Genomic DNA, 16,338 nt, shown 5'->3' on the forward strand with positions numbered 1-16,338 from the left:
TTGGTCATACGCAGGCGGCGGCGGGTGTGGCTGGTGTGATCAAGATGGTGATGGCGTTGCGGCGTGGGGTGTTGCCGCGGACGTTGCATGTTGATCGGCCGTCGTCGCATGTGGATTGGTCAGTTGGTGGGGTGGAGTTGTTGACTGAGGCGCGGTCGTGGGTTGGTGGTGGGGGGCGGGTTCGGCGTGCGGGTGTGTCGGCGTTCGGCGCCAGTGGGACGAATGCGCATGTGATTGTGGAGGAGGCGCCGGCGTCGGGGGTGGTGGGTGTGGGTCCGGTGCCGGTGGTTGGTGGTGTGGTGCCGTGGGTGGTGTCGGGGCGTTCGGAGTTGGCGTTGCGGGCGCAGGCGGGGCGGTTGCGGGATTTTGTGGTGGGTTTGCCGGATGTGGATGTTGCTGATGTTGGTTTTTCGTTGTTGTCGACGCGGTCGTTGTTCGAGCATCGGGCGGTGGTTCTGGGCCGGGACCGCACCGAACTCCTCGCCGGGCTGGACTCGCTCGCGGACGGAGCGGAGACCACAGCAGTCGTACGCGGCGTTGCCACGGAATCCGCCGACGTCACCTTCATGTTCCCCGGCCAGGGCGCGCCTTGGTCCGGGGTGGCGCGGCAGTGGTACGAAACCTACCCCGACTTCGCGCAGAGCCTCGACGACGTCTGCGCACACTTCGACGCGCACCTGCCTTTCGCTCTCAAACCCGTTCTCCTCGCGACGGAACCCGCGGATCACCACCGGACGGACATCGCCCAACCGGCCCTGTTCGCCCTCCAGGTCAGCCTGTACCGGCTGGTCACCCGGCACGGTCCACGACCGAGACACCTGATCGGTCACTCCGTCGGCGAGATCGCCGCGGCACACGTGAGCGGGGCGCTCAACCTCGACGACGCCACCCGACTCGTGGCCGCCCGGGGGCTGATCATGCAGAAGGTCCGCGAGCGGGGCGCCATGCTGGCCGTACGCGCTGACCAGGACACCGTCAGCGAGCTGCTCGACCGCTACGACCGCGTGGCCATCGCCGCGATCAACGGCCCGGACTCGGTGGTGGCCTCCGGTACCCGTGCCGACGTGCACGACCTGCGCGACCGGCTCGTCGCCCGTGGCCTGTCGGCAAAGCTGCTCGATGTCGACCACGCGTTTCACTCCCCGCTGATGGATCCGGTCCTGGACGAGTTCGCCGAAACGGTCCACGAGCTGTCGCCGGGCACGATGACGACACCGGTCCTGTCGACCCGGCTCGGCCGGGAAGCCACCCTGGCCGACCTGACCTCCGTCGAGCACTGGGTGCAGCACGTACGCGAACCGGTCCGTTTCCACGCCGCGGTCCAACGGGCCCGCGCCACCGGCACCGACGTCTTCTTCGAGGTGGGACCGGGCTCGACGTTGGCCAGCATGACCAGGGAGGCCTTCGCCGCCGAGGCCGTCGCCGACGCGCTCGTGGTGTCGTCGACGCGGCGTGGTCGCGGAGTGGCGGAGGGGCTGGCCGACGCGTTGGCGCAGTTGCACGTCCGGGGCGCCGCCGTGGACTGGACCCCACTGGTCGGTACGCGTCGGTGGGTCGAGCTGCCCACGTACGCCTTCCAGCGTCGGCGCTACTGGCTGGACTTCCAGGCCGGAACACGCGCCGACGTGACCACCGCCGGCCTGGCGGCACCAGATCATCCGCTGCTCGGCGCGGTGGTCGACCATCCCGACACCGGTGAGGTCATGTTCAGCGACCGGTGGTCGGCGCGTACCCACGAGTGGCTTGCCGATCACACGGTGTACGGCCAGGTCGTCGTGCCGGCGACGGCGTACCTGGACCTGGCGTTGTGGGTCGGCGACCAGCTCGGCTGCGCCGTGGTCGAGGAACTTTCGCTGGAAGTTCCGTTGGTACTTCCGGACGCCGCCGACGTACGGGTGCGGCTGGTGGCCGGCGCACCCGACGAGGCCGGAGGCCGTACGGTGACCGTCCACTCGTGTCCCGACGACGATCAGCCGGCAGCGGCGTGGACCCGCCACGCCTTCGGTCGACTGGTTCCGGCCACCGCGTCGCCGTCAGCTCGCCGCAGCCTGTCGTGGCCCCCGGCTGGCGCTCGCCGGCTGGAGCTACACGACCTGTACGACTCCCTCGCCGACGCGGGATTCGACTACGGTCCGGCGTTTCGGGGTCTGGACGAGGTGTGGCAGGACGGTGCCGACCTGGTCGCTGCCGCCACACTTCCCGAGGCCGCGACGGCTTCCTCCGGTGCCGGGTTCGCGTTGCACCCGGCGCTGTTGGACACCGTGCTGCACGCTCTGGTGGCCGGCGGCGCCATCGAGGTGCGGGGCGAGCAGGGCTGGATGCCGTTCGCCTGGTCCGGCGTCCGGCTCCGCGGTGATTGCGGACCAGCGGTCCGGGTCCGGCTGTCCCCGGTCGGCGAGGGCGTCTTCTCGGTCACGGTCGTCGACGATCGAGGCCGCGAGGTCGCCCACGTCGACGCGTTGACGTTCCGCCGAGTCAGCGCGGAGCAGGTGCGCTCGGCGGCGGGAACTGCCCAGCCGTCACTGTTCGAACTCAGGTGGCGTCCGGTGGAACTGTCCGGCGTGACACCTCAGCGAGGGCGGTGGGCACTGCTGGGGGCAGCGGATGGCCTGGCCGCTCGCCTGGAGGACGTCGAGGAAGGGGTCAGCCGGCACGAGTCGATCGACGCGGCGATCGAGGCCGGTGCCCCGCGACACCTCGTGTGCGCAGTGGACGACCTGGTCGCCGGTGTCGACCGGGTGGCGCAGGTCAGCGCCACGACCAACGGCGTACTCGCGCTGATCAAGCGATTCGTGGCCGAGGAGCGGTTGGCCGCCACGACGCTCGTGGTGCTCACCCGGTCGGCGGTGGACACCGGCGAGGGGGTCGAGAGCCTGCCCGGCGCATCGGTGTGGGGCCTAGTCCGGTCCGCCCAGACGGAGCACCCCGGCCGGTTCCGGATCGTGGACGTCGACGACGAACCGGCCTCGCGGATCTGCCTTCCGGTCGTGCTCGCCGTGGCTGACGACCAGCTGGCGGTACGCGACGGCGTGTGTCTCGTCCCCCGGGTGGCTGCGGTCACGCCGGCGGACCAACAGCTCGAACCGCCACCGGACCGGGCACACCGGCTGGGTATGTCCAGCGCCGGAACGCTCGAGAACCTGACCTGGATCCCGGGCCCGGCGGCGGTGGCACCCCTGACCAGTGGGCAGGTACGGGTCGCGGTGCAGGCCGCCGGCCTCAACTTCCGGGACGTCACCCTGGCGCTGGGGTTGGTGGAACGAACCGCCTTCGACGCCGGGCTCGGTAGTGAGGGTGCCGGCGTCGTACTCGACGTGGCGGACGACGTGAGCGGCCTCGCGCCGGGTGACCGGGTGCTGGGCATCTTCCCTGGCGCCTTCGCGCCGGTGGCCGTGGCGGACCACCGCCTGCTCACCGCCATCCCCGACGGGTGGAGTTTCGCCGAGGCGGCGTCGGTGCCGAGCGCCTTCCTGACGGCCTACTACGCGCTTTTCCACGTGACCGGGCTCTGCGCTGGACAGCGCATCCTGGTCCACGCCGGCGCCGGTGGCGTGGGCATGGCCGCCGTGCAGTTGGCCCGGCACGTTGGTGCCGAGGTCTACGCCACCGCGAGCCCCGGCAAGTGGCCCGCGCTGCGGGCGCTCGGAATCGACGACGAGCACCTGGCGTCGTCCCGCGATCTGGAGTTCGCGACGACCTTCATGGACGCCACCGGCGGCGGTGGGCTGGACGTCGTCCTCAACTCTCTCGCGCACGACTTCGTGGACGCCTCACTGCGGCTGCTGTCCCGCGGCGGAACCTTCATCGAGATGGGTAAGACGGACATTCGGGACGCCGACCGCGTGGCTGCCGGGCACCCAGGCGTCGACTACACGGCCTTCGACCTCTACGAGGCGGGCCCGGACGCGATCAGGGACATGTTCGGGAAGGTCATGCAGTTGTTCGCCGACGGGCGGGTACGGCTGAACCCGGTGTCCGTGCGCAACGTCCGGGCCGCACGACGAGCGTTCCGCGAGATGAGCCAGGGTCGCCACGTCGGCAAGCTGGTCCTTGAGGTGGGCGGCGCGATGGGCGGCGGCACCGTGCTGGTCACCGGCGGCACCGGGGGAGTGGGCGCATTGCTGGCGCGGCATCTCGTCGCCGAGCACGGGGTACGCAGCCTGCTGCTGGCGAGTCGCCGCGGCGCGGCGGCCGACGGCGTCGGGCAACTGGTCGCGGACCTGGAAGACGCCGGGGCGTCGGTCCGGGTCGTTGCGTGTGATGTCGCCGACCGGCGGGCCGTGGCGGATCTGCTGTCCACCGTGCCGGGCCGGTACCCGCTGACGGCGGTCGTGCACGCGGCCGGAGAACTGGCGGACGGCACCGTCGAGTCAATGGACCGGAGCAGCCTCGACCGGGCGCTCCGGGCCAAGGTCGGTGGTGCGATGCACCTGCACGAGCTGACCGAGGGGCGCCCGTTGTCGGCGTTCATCCAGTTCTCCGCTCTCGCTGGCACGCTGGGTACCGCAGGGCAGGCAAACTACGCGGCGGCGAACGCCTTCCTGGACGGGTTGGCGTCGTGGCGTCGGACCCGTGGCCTCGTCGCGACCTCGCTGTGCTGGGGGTGGTGGGAGCAGCGCAGCGGCATGACCGAGAACCTGGACCAGGCCGATCTGTCCCGGTTGCGGCGGATCAGTGTCGGTCCGCTGCCGACGGCGCAGGCTCTTGCCCTCTTCGACGCTGCGTCCGCGCTCGACACGCCGGTGCTCATCCCGGCGCGACTGGAGGTGACCGCGCTGCGCGGTCGGCCCCTCGACGAAACGCCGCCGGTACTGCGGGAACTCGCCGGCGGTGGCCGACCGGTCCGCTCCGGCTCCCGCCGTGCTCCCGACAGCGGACCTCGTGGACTGCTCGACCGGTTGGCGACACTTGACGCCGACGGGGCGCAGGCGGCGGTACGGGAGTGGCTCTGTCAGCAGGTCGCCGTCGTGCTCGGTCATCCGGCCGATGCGGTCATCGATGCGGACCAACCGTTCACCGTGCTCGGTTTCGACTCGCTGACCTCGGTGGAACTGTGCAACCGCCTCGCGTCCGCAACCGGGCTACGGCTGCCTTCCACCCTCGTGTTCAGCTATCCCACCCCGGACGAACTGGGTCGGCACCTGCACGACCTGCTGCGCCCGGTGTCACCGCCCGACCCGCACGAGGCTGGGAACGACGACGAGGCGGTCCGCGAGGTACTGCGCACGGTACCCATCGCCCGGCTCCGTGACCTGGGCATCCTCGAACAGATCCTGGCCTGCGCCCGACCGGACCAACCGGATGGTGAGGTCCCGGCGGCCGGTGCCGAACCGGACGAACTGGCGGGCCTGGCCCTGGAGGCGCTGCTGGACCTGGCTCTCGACGGGAGGAACAACTGACATGAGTGACACCTCTGACGGTTCGGCCGTGGTCGGCGGGGACCGGATCCAACAGGCGCTTCGTACCCTGCTGGCCGAACGCGACCGGCTCCGCCAGGAGAACGAGGCGCTGAGAGCCGGCCGTGGTGAGCCGATCGCGGTGGTGTCGATGGCCTGCCGCTATCCGGGCGGTGTGTCCTCACCGGAAGAACTGTGGGAGGTGATCCGTACCGGCCGGGACGTGGTGGCGGACTTCCCTACCGACCGCGGATGGCGCGACATCTACCACCCCGATCCGGACACCGCCGGCAGCTCGTACGTGCGGCAGGGCGGGTTCCTCACCGACATGGCCGGATTCGACGCCGACTTCTTCGGCGTTTCTCCGCGTGAGGCGCTCGCCGTCGATCCGCAGCAACGCCTGCTGCTGGAGACGTCGTGGGAGGTGTTCGAGCGGGCGGGCATCGTGCCCGCGCAGGTACGCGGGACCGAGGTCGGCGTCTTCACCGGGATCAGCTCGTCGGAGTACGGGTCACGACTGCTGGACGGGCCCAGCGAACTGGAGGGCTACCTGTTGCAGGGCAGCACCCTGAGTGTCGCGTCCGGGCGGGTGGCGTACGAGCTGGGGCTGACCGGACCGGCCGTGTCGATCGACACCGCCTGCTCCTCGTCGCTGGTGGCCCTGCACCTGGCGGCGCAGTCGCTGCGCGCGGGCGAGTGCTCGCTCGCGCTGGCCGGCGGGGCGTTGGTGATGTCGACGCCGGCCATTTTCGTGGAGTTCTCCCGACAACGCGGGCTGGCACCCGACGGCCGGTGCAAGTCTTTCGCCGACGGCGCCGACGGGACCGGCTGGGCCGAAGGAGTGGGTGTGCTGCTCCTGGAGCGACTGTCGGACGCGCACCGCAACGGTCACCCGGTGCTCGCCGTACTCCGCGGCTCCGCAGTCAACCAGGACGGCGCCAGCAACGGGTTGACCGCGCCCAACGGCCGGGCTCAGGAGGAGGTCATCCGCCGGGCACTGACCAACGCCGGAGTGTCCGCCGCCGAGGTGGACCTCGTCGAAGCACACGGAACGGGGACGGTGCTGGGTGACCCGATCGAGGCCGGGGCGCTGCTCGCGACCTACGGCCGGGACCGGGCAACGGACCGTCCGCTCTGGCTGGGTTCCCTGAAGTCCAACATCGGACACGCCCAGGCCGCGGCCGGCGTCGCCGGTGTCATGAAGGCTGTGCTGGCCGTGCGCAACCGGTACCTGCCCAAGACGTTGCACGTCGGCGCACCGTCATCGCACGTCGACTGGTCCTCCGGTGCGGTCCGGCTACTCGTCGAGGGGCGTGACTGGGAGCGGGCGGTCGGGCCGCGACGGGCCGCGGTGTCGTCGTTCGGAGTAAGCGGCACCAACGCGCACGTCATCCTGGAGGAGACGCCGGTACCGGCGGCGCTGGCGCCCGTCCGCCGGCCGGGTGCCGTCGTGTCCGCCCGGCTGGTGCCGTGGCTGGTGTCGGGCCGCAACGCCGCCGCCGTCGCGCAGCAGGCGGACAGGCTCAGGGACTTCGTCGGCGGCGAAACCGCCGTGGACGTCGCCGACATCGCCTGGTCCCTGCTCTCGCACCGCACACAGTTCTCGCACCGGGCGGTCGTGGTGGGCCGGGACCGGGACGAACTGCGTGAGGGTTTGGCGGCGGTACGGGACGGCGCGGACTCTCCAGCCGTGGTGCAGGGTGTCGCCGGCAAACTCGGCGGGGCCGTGTTCCTGTTCCCGGGGCAGGGTTCCCAGTGGGTCGGCATGGGTCGGGAGCTGTATGACTCGTTCCCGCCGTTCGCCGCGGCGTTCGACGAGTGCGCGGCGGCGATGGCCGAGTGGGTCGACTGGTCGCTGCTGGATGTCATGCGTGGTGTTGCCGGTGCGCCGACCCTGCAACGGGTCGACGTGGTGCAACCGGTGCTCTTCTCCGTGATGGTGTCCATGGCCGCACTGTGGCGATCATGCGGGGTCGAACCGGCTGCGGTGATTGGACACAGCCAGGGCGAGATCGCTGCGGCTCATGTCTGTGGCGCCCTGTCCCTGCGTGACTCCACCAGGATCGTGGCGCTGCGCAGCCAGGCTCTGGTGGACCTTGTCGGCCACGGCGGCATGGGCTCGGTCGTGGCCGGCGCCGATGTCGTGGCGCAGCGCCTGACTCCGTGGCAGGGGCGGATCGGTATCGCTGTCGTCAACGGCCCCCGCTCGGTGGTGGTGTCCGGCGAGCCGGACGCGCTCGACGAATTCATCGACGCGATGAAGGCCGACGACATCCAGGCGCGGAGGATCTCCGTAGATTACGCGTCGCATTCCCACCAGGTGACCGGGGTCCGCGAGAAGGTGCTCGCGGCCCTGGACGGCGTGGCGCCGGTGACCGCCCCGGTGCCCCTCTATTCGACACTGCACGGCACGCTTCTGGACACCGCCGAGCTCGACGGAAGTTACTGGTACGAGAACCTGCGTGAAAGGGTGCTCTTCGACTCCGCCGTTCGACGTGCGACCGAGGACGGTTTCCGCCTCTTCGTCGAGATGAGCCCACATCCGGTGCTCACCGTTCCGGTGCAGGAGATCGTCGAGGATCTCGATGACGCATTGGTCCTGTCGTCGACCCGCCGTGATCGCGGAGAGGTGGCTGCGCTGCTCGGCTCGCTGGCCCACCTACACGTCCGGGGTGGGCCGGTGGACTGGACCGCCCTGGTCGAGCCGAGGCGTCGGGTGGACCTGCCGACCTACGCCTTCCAGCGGCAACGGTACTGGGTGAACTCCGTACGCCACGAGGCCGTGCCGGAGCGGCCGTTGAGTGTGCCGGCGACGGCCGACGACCGCCAGGCGCCGCTGTCCGACCTGATCTCCGCCCTGCCCGCGAAGGACGCGACGGCTCTCGTACTCGCACACGTTCTCGACAAGGTGGCCGTCGTGTTGGGCCGCAGCTGCGCTACGACCATCGATCCGGATCAGCAGTTCAAGGAGATCGGGTTCGATTCGCTGCTTTCCATGGAGTTGAGTAAGCGCCTCACCACCTCGACCGGTATTAAACTCCGGGCGAACCTGGTGCTGCGTCACCCGTCGCCACGAATGGTCGCCGGGCACATCGTCTCCACGATTACGAACGGTGATCCGAAGTAAGCTTCTGCGGTACCTGCTGACTTTCGGGGTCGACGATTGTCCCGCCGGCGGGACGCGACGGGAACGATGGTGCGGCCCTTGCCGCCGCTGCCTCCGGAGGTCTTGCAAAGCTGGATCACCTGACGGAATGTGGGGGTGGTCGACGGCATTTTTGCTTCCCGAGCATTGCTGAGGGGTGATTCGTGTGCGCTCGTTCGATGCGACGCCCGCACATAAGGGACTGTGGTTGGCGGACGGAATGTCCTCTGCCACGCTGAACCATGCGCTGACCATGTGGGACGTGGCCGGTGCGCTGGACGAGACAGCCATCACGTCTGCCTTCCGGCACGTTCTCGACGAGGCAGAGATCCTGCGAGTGAATTTCGTCGACAATGGCGACGGGCTACGGTTGGTGCCCCGGGAACTGGGCGACTGGCAGCCGTTCTTTCTGGATTTCTCGACCAGCGACGATCCCGAGCAGGCCGCCCGGGACGCCTTGGCCGAGATGATCAGTCAGCCGTTCGACGTGACGCGGGATCTGTTGTTCCGGCTGGGAGTGGTCAGGCTCGCCACGAATCGTTCACTCCTGGTGATCGCCTACCATCACCTCGTCGCCGACGGTTACGGCGCCGGCGGCCTGTTGTCCCGGCGTCTGGCCGAGGTGTACACGGCGCTGGTACGGGGGCACGGCATCCCGCCGAATCCGCACCGCTGGGACGCCGAGTCGTTCGCGGCGATGTCCACCGACTACCTCGCCTCGGAGCAGTCCGCGGCGGACGCGGAGTTCTGGCGCGACTATCTGAAGGAGACGCCTCCACCGGCACAGGTTCCCCGGATCGTCGTCCCCGACGCCCTCCGGCCCGCCCTCGACGCCCCGGTGAGCAGCGCGGACAGGTGGGCCGAGGTGGCCGGCGCGATCGGCATGGCCAGTCGTACGCTCACCGTCCCGCGTGCCGAGGCCGACGCATGGGCCGCCGCCGCCGAGTCGATGGGCGTGTGGACGTCTTCGATGCTGACCACTGCGGCGGCGGCACTCCTGCGGCACCGCTGCGACCTTCCGGAGTTCCTGCTCAGCGTGGCCACCGGCAACCGGAGCGGATCGGCGGGAACGACCCCCGGGCTGGCCGTCAACGTGGTGCCGGTGCGGATCCGCGTACCGATGAGCGCGACAGTCGTCGAGTTGGCCGACGCGATCGTCGAGAACATCTGCGAGATCTCCGGGCACACCCGCCGCCACTATTCGGACATTCAACGCGTAATCGCGGCGGCGCCCAGTGAACGCGGCAATTTCGGTGTCGTCATGAACGTCATCGACTTCGTCGACCAGATTCACTTCGCCGACCACCCGGCGCGCTACTCCGGAGCGACGACCGGAAGCTTCACCGAACTCTCGATAGGCGTCTACCGCGACGGGACTCCCGACAGCGATCTCTTCATCCGGTTGGACGCGGCCGAGAGCCTGTACACGCGGGCGGAACTGCGCCTGATCGGCGAGGACCTCATCGGGTTCATCCGGGCGGTGGCCGCCGCCGGTGGGCAGCCGGTCGGTGCGCTGGCCGTGACCGGCGACACCGAGTGGGTCGGGCTGGCGACGACGTCGGATTCCACGAGGACGTCGGATCCGACGATCGCGGACCTGTTCGCCGAGCGGGTCGCCCGGAAACCTGACGCCGTCGCCCTGGTGGCCGGCGAGTCGGAAATCTCCTACCGGGCCCTGGATGAGCGATCAGCTCGGGTGGCCGCGGCGCTGAGAGGCTGTGGTGTCGGGCCTGAGACTGTCGTGGCGGTGGCGATGCCCCCGTCGGTGGACCTGGCCGTGGCGCTGCTGGGGGTGGTCAGGTCCGGTGCTGCCTACCTGCCCACCGAGCCGGGCCTACCGGCTGAGCAGCTCAGCTCCCAGCTCGACAACACCGAAGCCGGCATGCTGATCGTCGATGTCGCATCGGCCGAACGACTCCGGAGCGAACTGCGCACGTCGGTGCGGACATGCCACGATCTCGAGGCGGAAGCCGCCGGTGGGGGCGGGTCGACCTGCGTTCCCGGTGGCGGCGAGGCGGTTCCGGCTCATCCCGACAACGCGGTCGCCGTGACGTACGGCCACGCGTCGGCCGACCCGGGCACAGCAGTCGTGGTCACCCATCGGAACCTGGCGCGGTTCGCGTTGGACCGGCACTGGCGGCGCGACAGTGACGACACCGTCCTGTGGCACACCTCCCCGGCCACCGACGCGCTCGCGCTCGAACTGTGGATGCCGCTGCTCCGTGGTGGCCGGGTCGTCGTGGCCGGGCAGGACGGCGACGCGCTCGCCGAGATGCGGGGAGCCCACCGGATCTCCGTGCTGTGGCTGAGCGCGGAGTTGTTCTGCGCTGTCTCCGCCGGGCGTCCCGATGTCCTGGCCGGCGTGCGTGAGGTGTGGACCCCGGCGGACCAGGTGACCGTGACCGCTGTACAGCGGGTACGAGCGGCCTGCCCCGGACTGTCCATCGTCAACGGGCATGGTCCGGTCGGCACCACCACGCTGCTCCGTGCCCGCGGCGGGGCGACGGAGCAGCGGCCCCCGGCCGCCGTCGCCGGACTGACCGACGGTGCCGTCTGCCATGTGCTGGGTCCCGGGCTGGCACCGGTCCCGGCTGGTGTGGTCGGCGAGCTGTACGTGGCCGGGTCGGCGGTCGGCCGGGGATACCACAGGCGGCCCGGGCACACCGCGCAGCGGTTCGTGGCCTGTCCGCTCGGTCCGGCGGGCGGGCTGATGTACCGCACCGGGGACCGGGTGCGGTGGGGCGCCGACGGCCGGCTGGAGTACGTCGGCTTGGCCGGTGGCCCGGCACGTGTCGGCGGTGTCGAGGTCGACGTTAGCCACCTCGAGGAGGTGCTCGCCGAGCATCCGCGACTCGCCCGGTCGTGCGTGGCCGTCGGTGTGGATCCCACCGGTCGGCAGCGCCTGGTGGCGTACGTGGTCCCGCTGGCTGAACGCGATGCGACGTGTGCCGGATCCGACGGCTGTCGCACCGACAGCTTCCATGAGGAACTGAGCCGGTTCGTCGCCGGGCGGGTACCAGAGTCCCTGGTGCCCTCGGCCTTCGTGCTGCTCGACCGACTGCCGGTCACCGCCGGTGGGCGGGTGGACCGGACCCGGCTACCGGAGCCCGATTTCCGCGACGGGTCCTACCGGGCACCGCGTAACCATACCGAGCAGGTCCTGGCGAAGCTCTTCGCCGACGTGCTCGATCTCCACCGGGTCGGAATCGACGATGACTTCTTCGACCTCGGGGGCAACTCCCTGCGGGCGATCAGACTCGTCGGGTTGATCCGCGCGGAGCTGCACCTGGAAGTTTCCATCCGCACATTGTTCGCCGCCCGCACCGTCGCCGGCCTGTCGCAGCGTTGGGAGAACCTCAACAAGTCGAGCAGGCCCGCACTGCGCCGGCGGACGAAAGGCGGAGCAATCGTCTGAGCGGGTATTTGTCCGCTCATTCGGATCACATCCCAGCGACATCGACATCACGATGGCGCTACAACATAGGAGTACGTGATGCGAATGAAGATTTCTCCTACCACAGCTACCGTCACAGCCCTGGCGCTCCTCACCGCGGCGGTGCTGAGCCCGGCCGTCGCCCAGGCGACGGTATCGTCCGGTCTGTCGGCTCAGCGAGTGGCACCCACCTCCGCGCTCCAGCCGTTGCGGAAGCTGACCGGAAATTGGACCTGCACCGGGACGACTACTCTTCCGGACGGCAGCCAGCTGACGTTCGACACCTCCTCGACCGCCAGGTTCATCCTTGACGGCAACTTCATGCGCTGGCAGGAAACGAACAGCATCGACGGTACGCCGATCGCCTCGGCGGAGTACATCTGGGGTTGGGACGCCCAGCAGGGCCAGTTCACGGCGGACCGCTTCGACAACTCCGGACAGCGCGGCGCGCAGACGACCCCTGGTTGGGTCGGCAACGTGCTGACCTCGACCGGTGTCCTGATCCAGCCGGACGGTACCTCGCTTCCGTTGACCACCACGATCACCAAGACCGCCAGGAACGCCTTCACCGTGCAGGCGGCGGTGAGCCTGGGCGCCGCGGCGGGTGGAGCCAGCGTGGTGTCCGAGTCGTCCTGCGTCAGGTGACGAACGTGTCGTCGCTGCTCGTCAGTTCCTGTCAGGTACCGAACTTCGCTCACTGACACCGGGGATCCCCGGCGGGCGGTCGCTCGCCGGGGATCCCGCAGAGCCACTATCGCCAGCCGAGACACGAACAGCGCGTCGTGCGGCCATGCCAGCGGGAGAGTATCCATGACGAATCGGGAACATGAGATCTACGACGTGGTCGGCATCGGGTTCGGACCGTCCAACCTGTCGCTTTCCATCGCATTGGAGGAGCGCGCGTTCGACGAACCGGAACGTGCGCTGAGCAATCACTTCTTCGAGCGTCAGCCGCGTTTCGGTTGGCACCGCGACATGTTGCTGCCCTCGGCGACGATGCAGATCTCCTTTCTCAAGGACCTGGTGACCTTCCGTAACCCGACGTCGAGCTTCAGCTTCATCTCCTTCCTGCACGCGGTGGGGCGGCTACCGCAGTTCGTCAACAACCAGGACTTCTTTCCGACCCGTCGGGAGTTCCACCAGTATCTCGAATGGGCGCAGGCACGGGTGGCCGCACGCGTCTCCTACGGCTCCGCCGTGACCTCGCTCCGTCTGGCCTCCACCGGGGCGGCGTCGGACCGGCTGCAACTGGCCGTCGCGGATGTCACGGGTCAGGGTTGCCGGAGGGTCGAGGCCCGAAACGTGGTGATCTCGACTGGCCTGGTGCCGAAGATGCTCGATGGGGTCGTCAGCGACGAGCGGGTCTGGCACAGTTCGGAGTTCCTTCAGAAGTTCCGCGGCATGGATCCGCGTGAGCTGCGTCGGGTGGCGGTGGTCGGGGCCGGCCAGAGCGCTGCCGAGATCACCAGATTCCTGTACGACGAACTCCCGCAGGCCGAGGTCTGCGCGATCATCCCGTCCTACGGCTACTCCATCGCCGACGCCACCCCGTTCGCCAACCAGATCTTCGACCCGAGGGCTGTCGACCACTACTATTTCGGCTCCGAACAGACGCGTGAGGCGTTCTGGCGGTATCACCGCAACACCAACTACGCGGTCGTCGACGACGAGGTCATCCGGGATCTCTACCGGAGGGCGTACGACGACGAGGTACGCGGCACCGATCGGCTCCGTTTCCTCAACCTGACGAGGGTCGACGGGGTGAAACGTGCCGGCGCCGAGACCCGTGTCCATCTTCAGGGGGGTCCGGGCGGCGAGCAGGCTGAGATCGACGTGGATGCCCTGGTCTGCGCGACCGGTTACGACTCCATGGAGCCGACGGAACTGCTCCGTGATCTCGACGAGCACTGTCTGCGTGACGAAGCCGGCCGGCTTCGGATGGAACGCGACTACCGCGTCGTCACCACGCCGGATGTGCCGTGCGGCATCTACCTCCAGGGCGGCACGGAGCACACCCACGGCCTCAGCTCATCGTTGCTGTCCAACATCGCCGTACGAAGCGGTGAGATCGTCGACTCGATCGTCGCCCGAGGTGCCGGAGGTGACTACCAGCGGTCGCTGTACGCCGGGGCCGCCGGCCTGCGCTAGCGCGGTGTCCGAACGGTGACGGGGCGCGCCCGGTCCTGCGGATTCTTCGCCGTCCGCGCCGGATCGCCGCGTGGTCTCCGCGCGGTTCGACGCGACTCGGGAGAGCCGCCCTGATCGTTGCCGACGGCCGCTGCGGTACGGAGGGAGATGTTCGATGAGGACGCTGACCGGGCAGCGGTGGATACGCCGCTTCCACGATGACGGAAAGTGCACGACGAAGCTGGTCTGTTTTCCCCACGCGGGTGGCTGGGCGAGCGCATACCGCACGTGGCCGGCGAGCCTGCCGGCGGACGTCGGTGTGCTGGGAATCCGGTATCCGGGACGGGAGGACCGGCTCGATGAGCCGTTCCCGCCGAGCATCGAGGCGCTGGCGGACGACGTGGCCGACGTGCTCGACGCCTTGGTCGGCCACCGGGTGGTGCTGTTCGGGCACAGTATGGGGGCGTCGGTGGCGCACGAGGTGGCGGTGCGCCTGCACCGACGAGGGCGTCCGCCGGCCGCGCTGTGCGTGTCCGCCCGGCTTGCGCCTACGGCGCTGGCGGACCAGCCACCGATAACCGGCAGCGACGACGAGATCATCGCGGAGGTCGTCCGCCATGACGCGAGTCGTGCCGAGGTCTTCGCCGACCTTGAACTACGCGAGTTCGCGCTGCCGGCCATCCGTGCGGACCTCGAACTGGTCAACAACTACCGTGGCGGGCGGCGGCCGCTGCTCGACTGCCCGGTGTTCGGTTACCTGGGTGCGCAGGACACCGCGATCAGCCCGGACCAGATGCGCGGGTGGGCGGACGTCACCCGCGGTCCCTTCCGGCTCCGGGTGTTTCCCGGTGGGCATTTCTACCTTCGGGACGAGGAGGCCGGGCTGTTGGCTGACCTGGCGCGGGTTCGGGGCGCGGGGAGGCCGTGATGGCGGTTCGCGATGACGACTGTGGTCGTAGAGCACTCACCGAACGCTGGTCGCGTACGACGGGCAGCAGTTACGGCACGCCCGGACTTGCACTGGTCAGGGGCGCCGGCGCGACGGTCGTCGACGACACCGGGCGGTCGTACCTCGACCTGGTGGGTGGCGGCTTGGCGAACGTGCTGGGGCATGCCCATCCCGCCGTCGTGAACGCGGTGTCCACCCAGGCCGCGACGCTCGGTCAGGTCTCCAGCCGGGACGTGGCCGAGTCGACCGTTCTGCTCGGCGAACTACTGCTGGCCTTGACCGGGCCGGGGCGGGTGGTGTTCACCGATTCGGGCGCCGAGGCGAACGAGACGGCGTTCCAGGTCTCTCGACTCACCGGGCGGTCCCAGGTCGTCGCGACGACCGGGGCCTTCCACGGCCGGACGATGGGGACGTTGGCGTTCACCGGTCAGCCAGGATCGACGCACCCGTTCCGGACGCTGCCGGACACGGTCACCCAGGTCCCGTTCGGTGATGTGCAGGCCTTGCGCACCGCTGTCAGCGACGCCACGGCGATGGTCATCCTGGAGGCGATCCAGGGGGAGAACGGTGTGGTGGTGCCGCCGCCCGGATACCTCGCGGCGGCCCGGACGATCTGCACGGCGGCCGGGGCGTTGCTGGTGCTCGACGAGGCGCAGACGGCCCTGGGGCGCACCGGTCACTGGTTCCACCATCAGAGCGAAGGCATCGCGCCGGACTTCGTGACCCTTGCCCAGGGGCTCGGCGGCGGTTTGCCGCTCGGAGCCTGCCTGGCGTTCGGGGCGGCGGCGGACCTGCTGGCCACCGGTGCCCATGGAACGACGGTCGGTGGCAGCCCGCTCAGCTGCGCGGCCGGGTTGGCTGTTGTCCGCACCATTGCCGGGACGGGTCTGCTCGACCACGTCAAGCGGATCGGTGACCGACTGCGTACCGGCATCGAGGCGGTTGCGCATCCGCTTCTCGACGAAGTACGCGGTGCGGGGCTGCTGCTCGGCATCGCCTTCACCGAACCGGTCGCCGTGCCGGTGACCGACTGGCTGCGGGCGGCCGGGTTCCTGGTCGACGCGGTACAGCCCGCCGTGATCCGGCTCGCACCACCCCTGGTGCTCACCGAGGAGCAGGCCGACGCCTTCGTCGGTGCCTTCGCCCGGGCGCTGGTGGCCGACCCGGGGCCGCGAGCAGCGGCCCGCCTGCTGGTGCCCGGAGCAGCCTGAGCAGCAAAATGGGCCTCGATCGACGTTTGGAGGCGCCGGTGGCGGCGTACCCCCGGACCGTGGTGTCGGGGTACGCC

Annotated in this window: 6 protein-coding genes and 1 pseudogene; all 7 read left to right on the forward strand. The window is 69.7% G+C overall.

Annotation, left to right across the window (positions count from 1 at the left end; genetic code table 11):
- On the forward strand, positions 1-5,399 hold a 5,399-nt coding region (locus tag HCA58_RS08620; RefSeq protein ID WP_169597250.1), incomplete at its 5' end, for a type I polyketide synthase.
- 1 nt (position 5,400) lies between these two features.
- Positions 5,401-8,523: a type I polyketide synthase gene (locus tag HCA58_RS08625; protein ID WP_169597251.1), complete on the forward strand. Its 3,123-nt coding sequence runs from the start codon at positions 5,401-5,403 to the stop codon at positions 8,521-8,523.
- Positions 8,524-8,707: 184 nt separating this feature from the next.
- Positions 8,708-11,956 (forward strand): AMP-binding protein, encoded by a 3,249-nt coding sequence (locus HCA58_RS08630; protein ID WP_346775920.1) that lies wholly within the window; start codon positions 8,708-8,710, stop codon positions 11,954-11,956.
- A gap of 78 nt (positions 11,957-12,034) precedes the next feature.
- Positions 12,035-12,619, forward strand: a complete 585-nt coding sequence (locus tag HCA58_RS08635) for a DUF1579 family protein (protein WP_169597253.1) — start codon at positions 12,035-12,037, stop codon at positions 12,617-12,619.
- 165 nt (positions 12,620-12,784) lie between these two features.
- Complete coding sequence (locus HCA58_RS08640) at positions 12,785-14,122, forward strand: SidA/IucD/PvdA family monooxygenase (RefSeq protein ID WP_169597254.1); 1,338 nt, start codon at positions 12,785-12,787, stop codon at positions 14,120-14,122.
- Positions 14,123-14,276: 154 nt separating this feature from the next.
- Positions 14,277-15,029 carry an alpha/beta fold hydrolase gene (locus HCA58_RS08645; RefSeq protein WP_169597255.1) on the forward strand — a complete coding sequence of 251 codons (753 nt, stop codon included), beginning with the start codon at positions 14,277-14,279 and terminating at the stop codon, positions 15,027-15,029.
- Positions 15,029-16,192: pseudogene (locus tag HCA58_RS08650) on the forward strand (acetylornithine transaminase); the annotation flags it as partial. The gene HCA58_RS08645 and the pseudogene HCA58_RS08650, both read left to right, overlap by 1 nt.
- Between the last annotated feature and the right edge of the window lie 146 nt (positions 16,193-16,338).

It is taken from the genome of Micromonospora sp. HNM0581 (assembly GCF_012726175.1).
In the GTDB taxonomy this organism is placed as follows: Bacteria; Actinomycetota; Actinomycetes; order Mycobacteriales; family Micromonosporaceae; genus Micromonospora.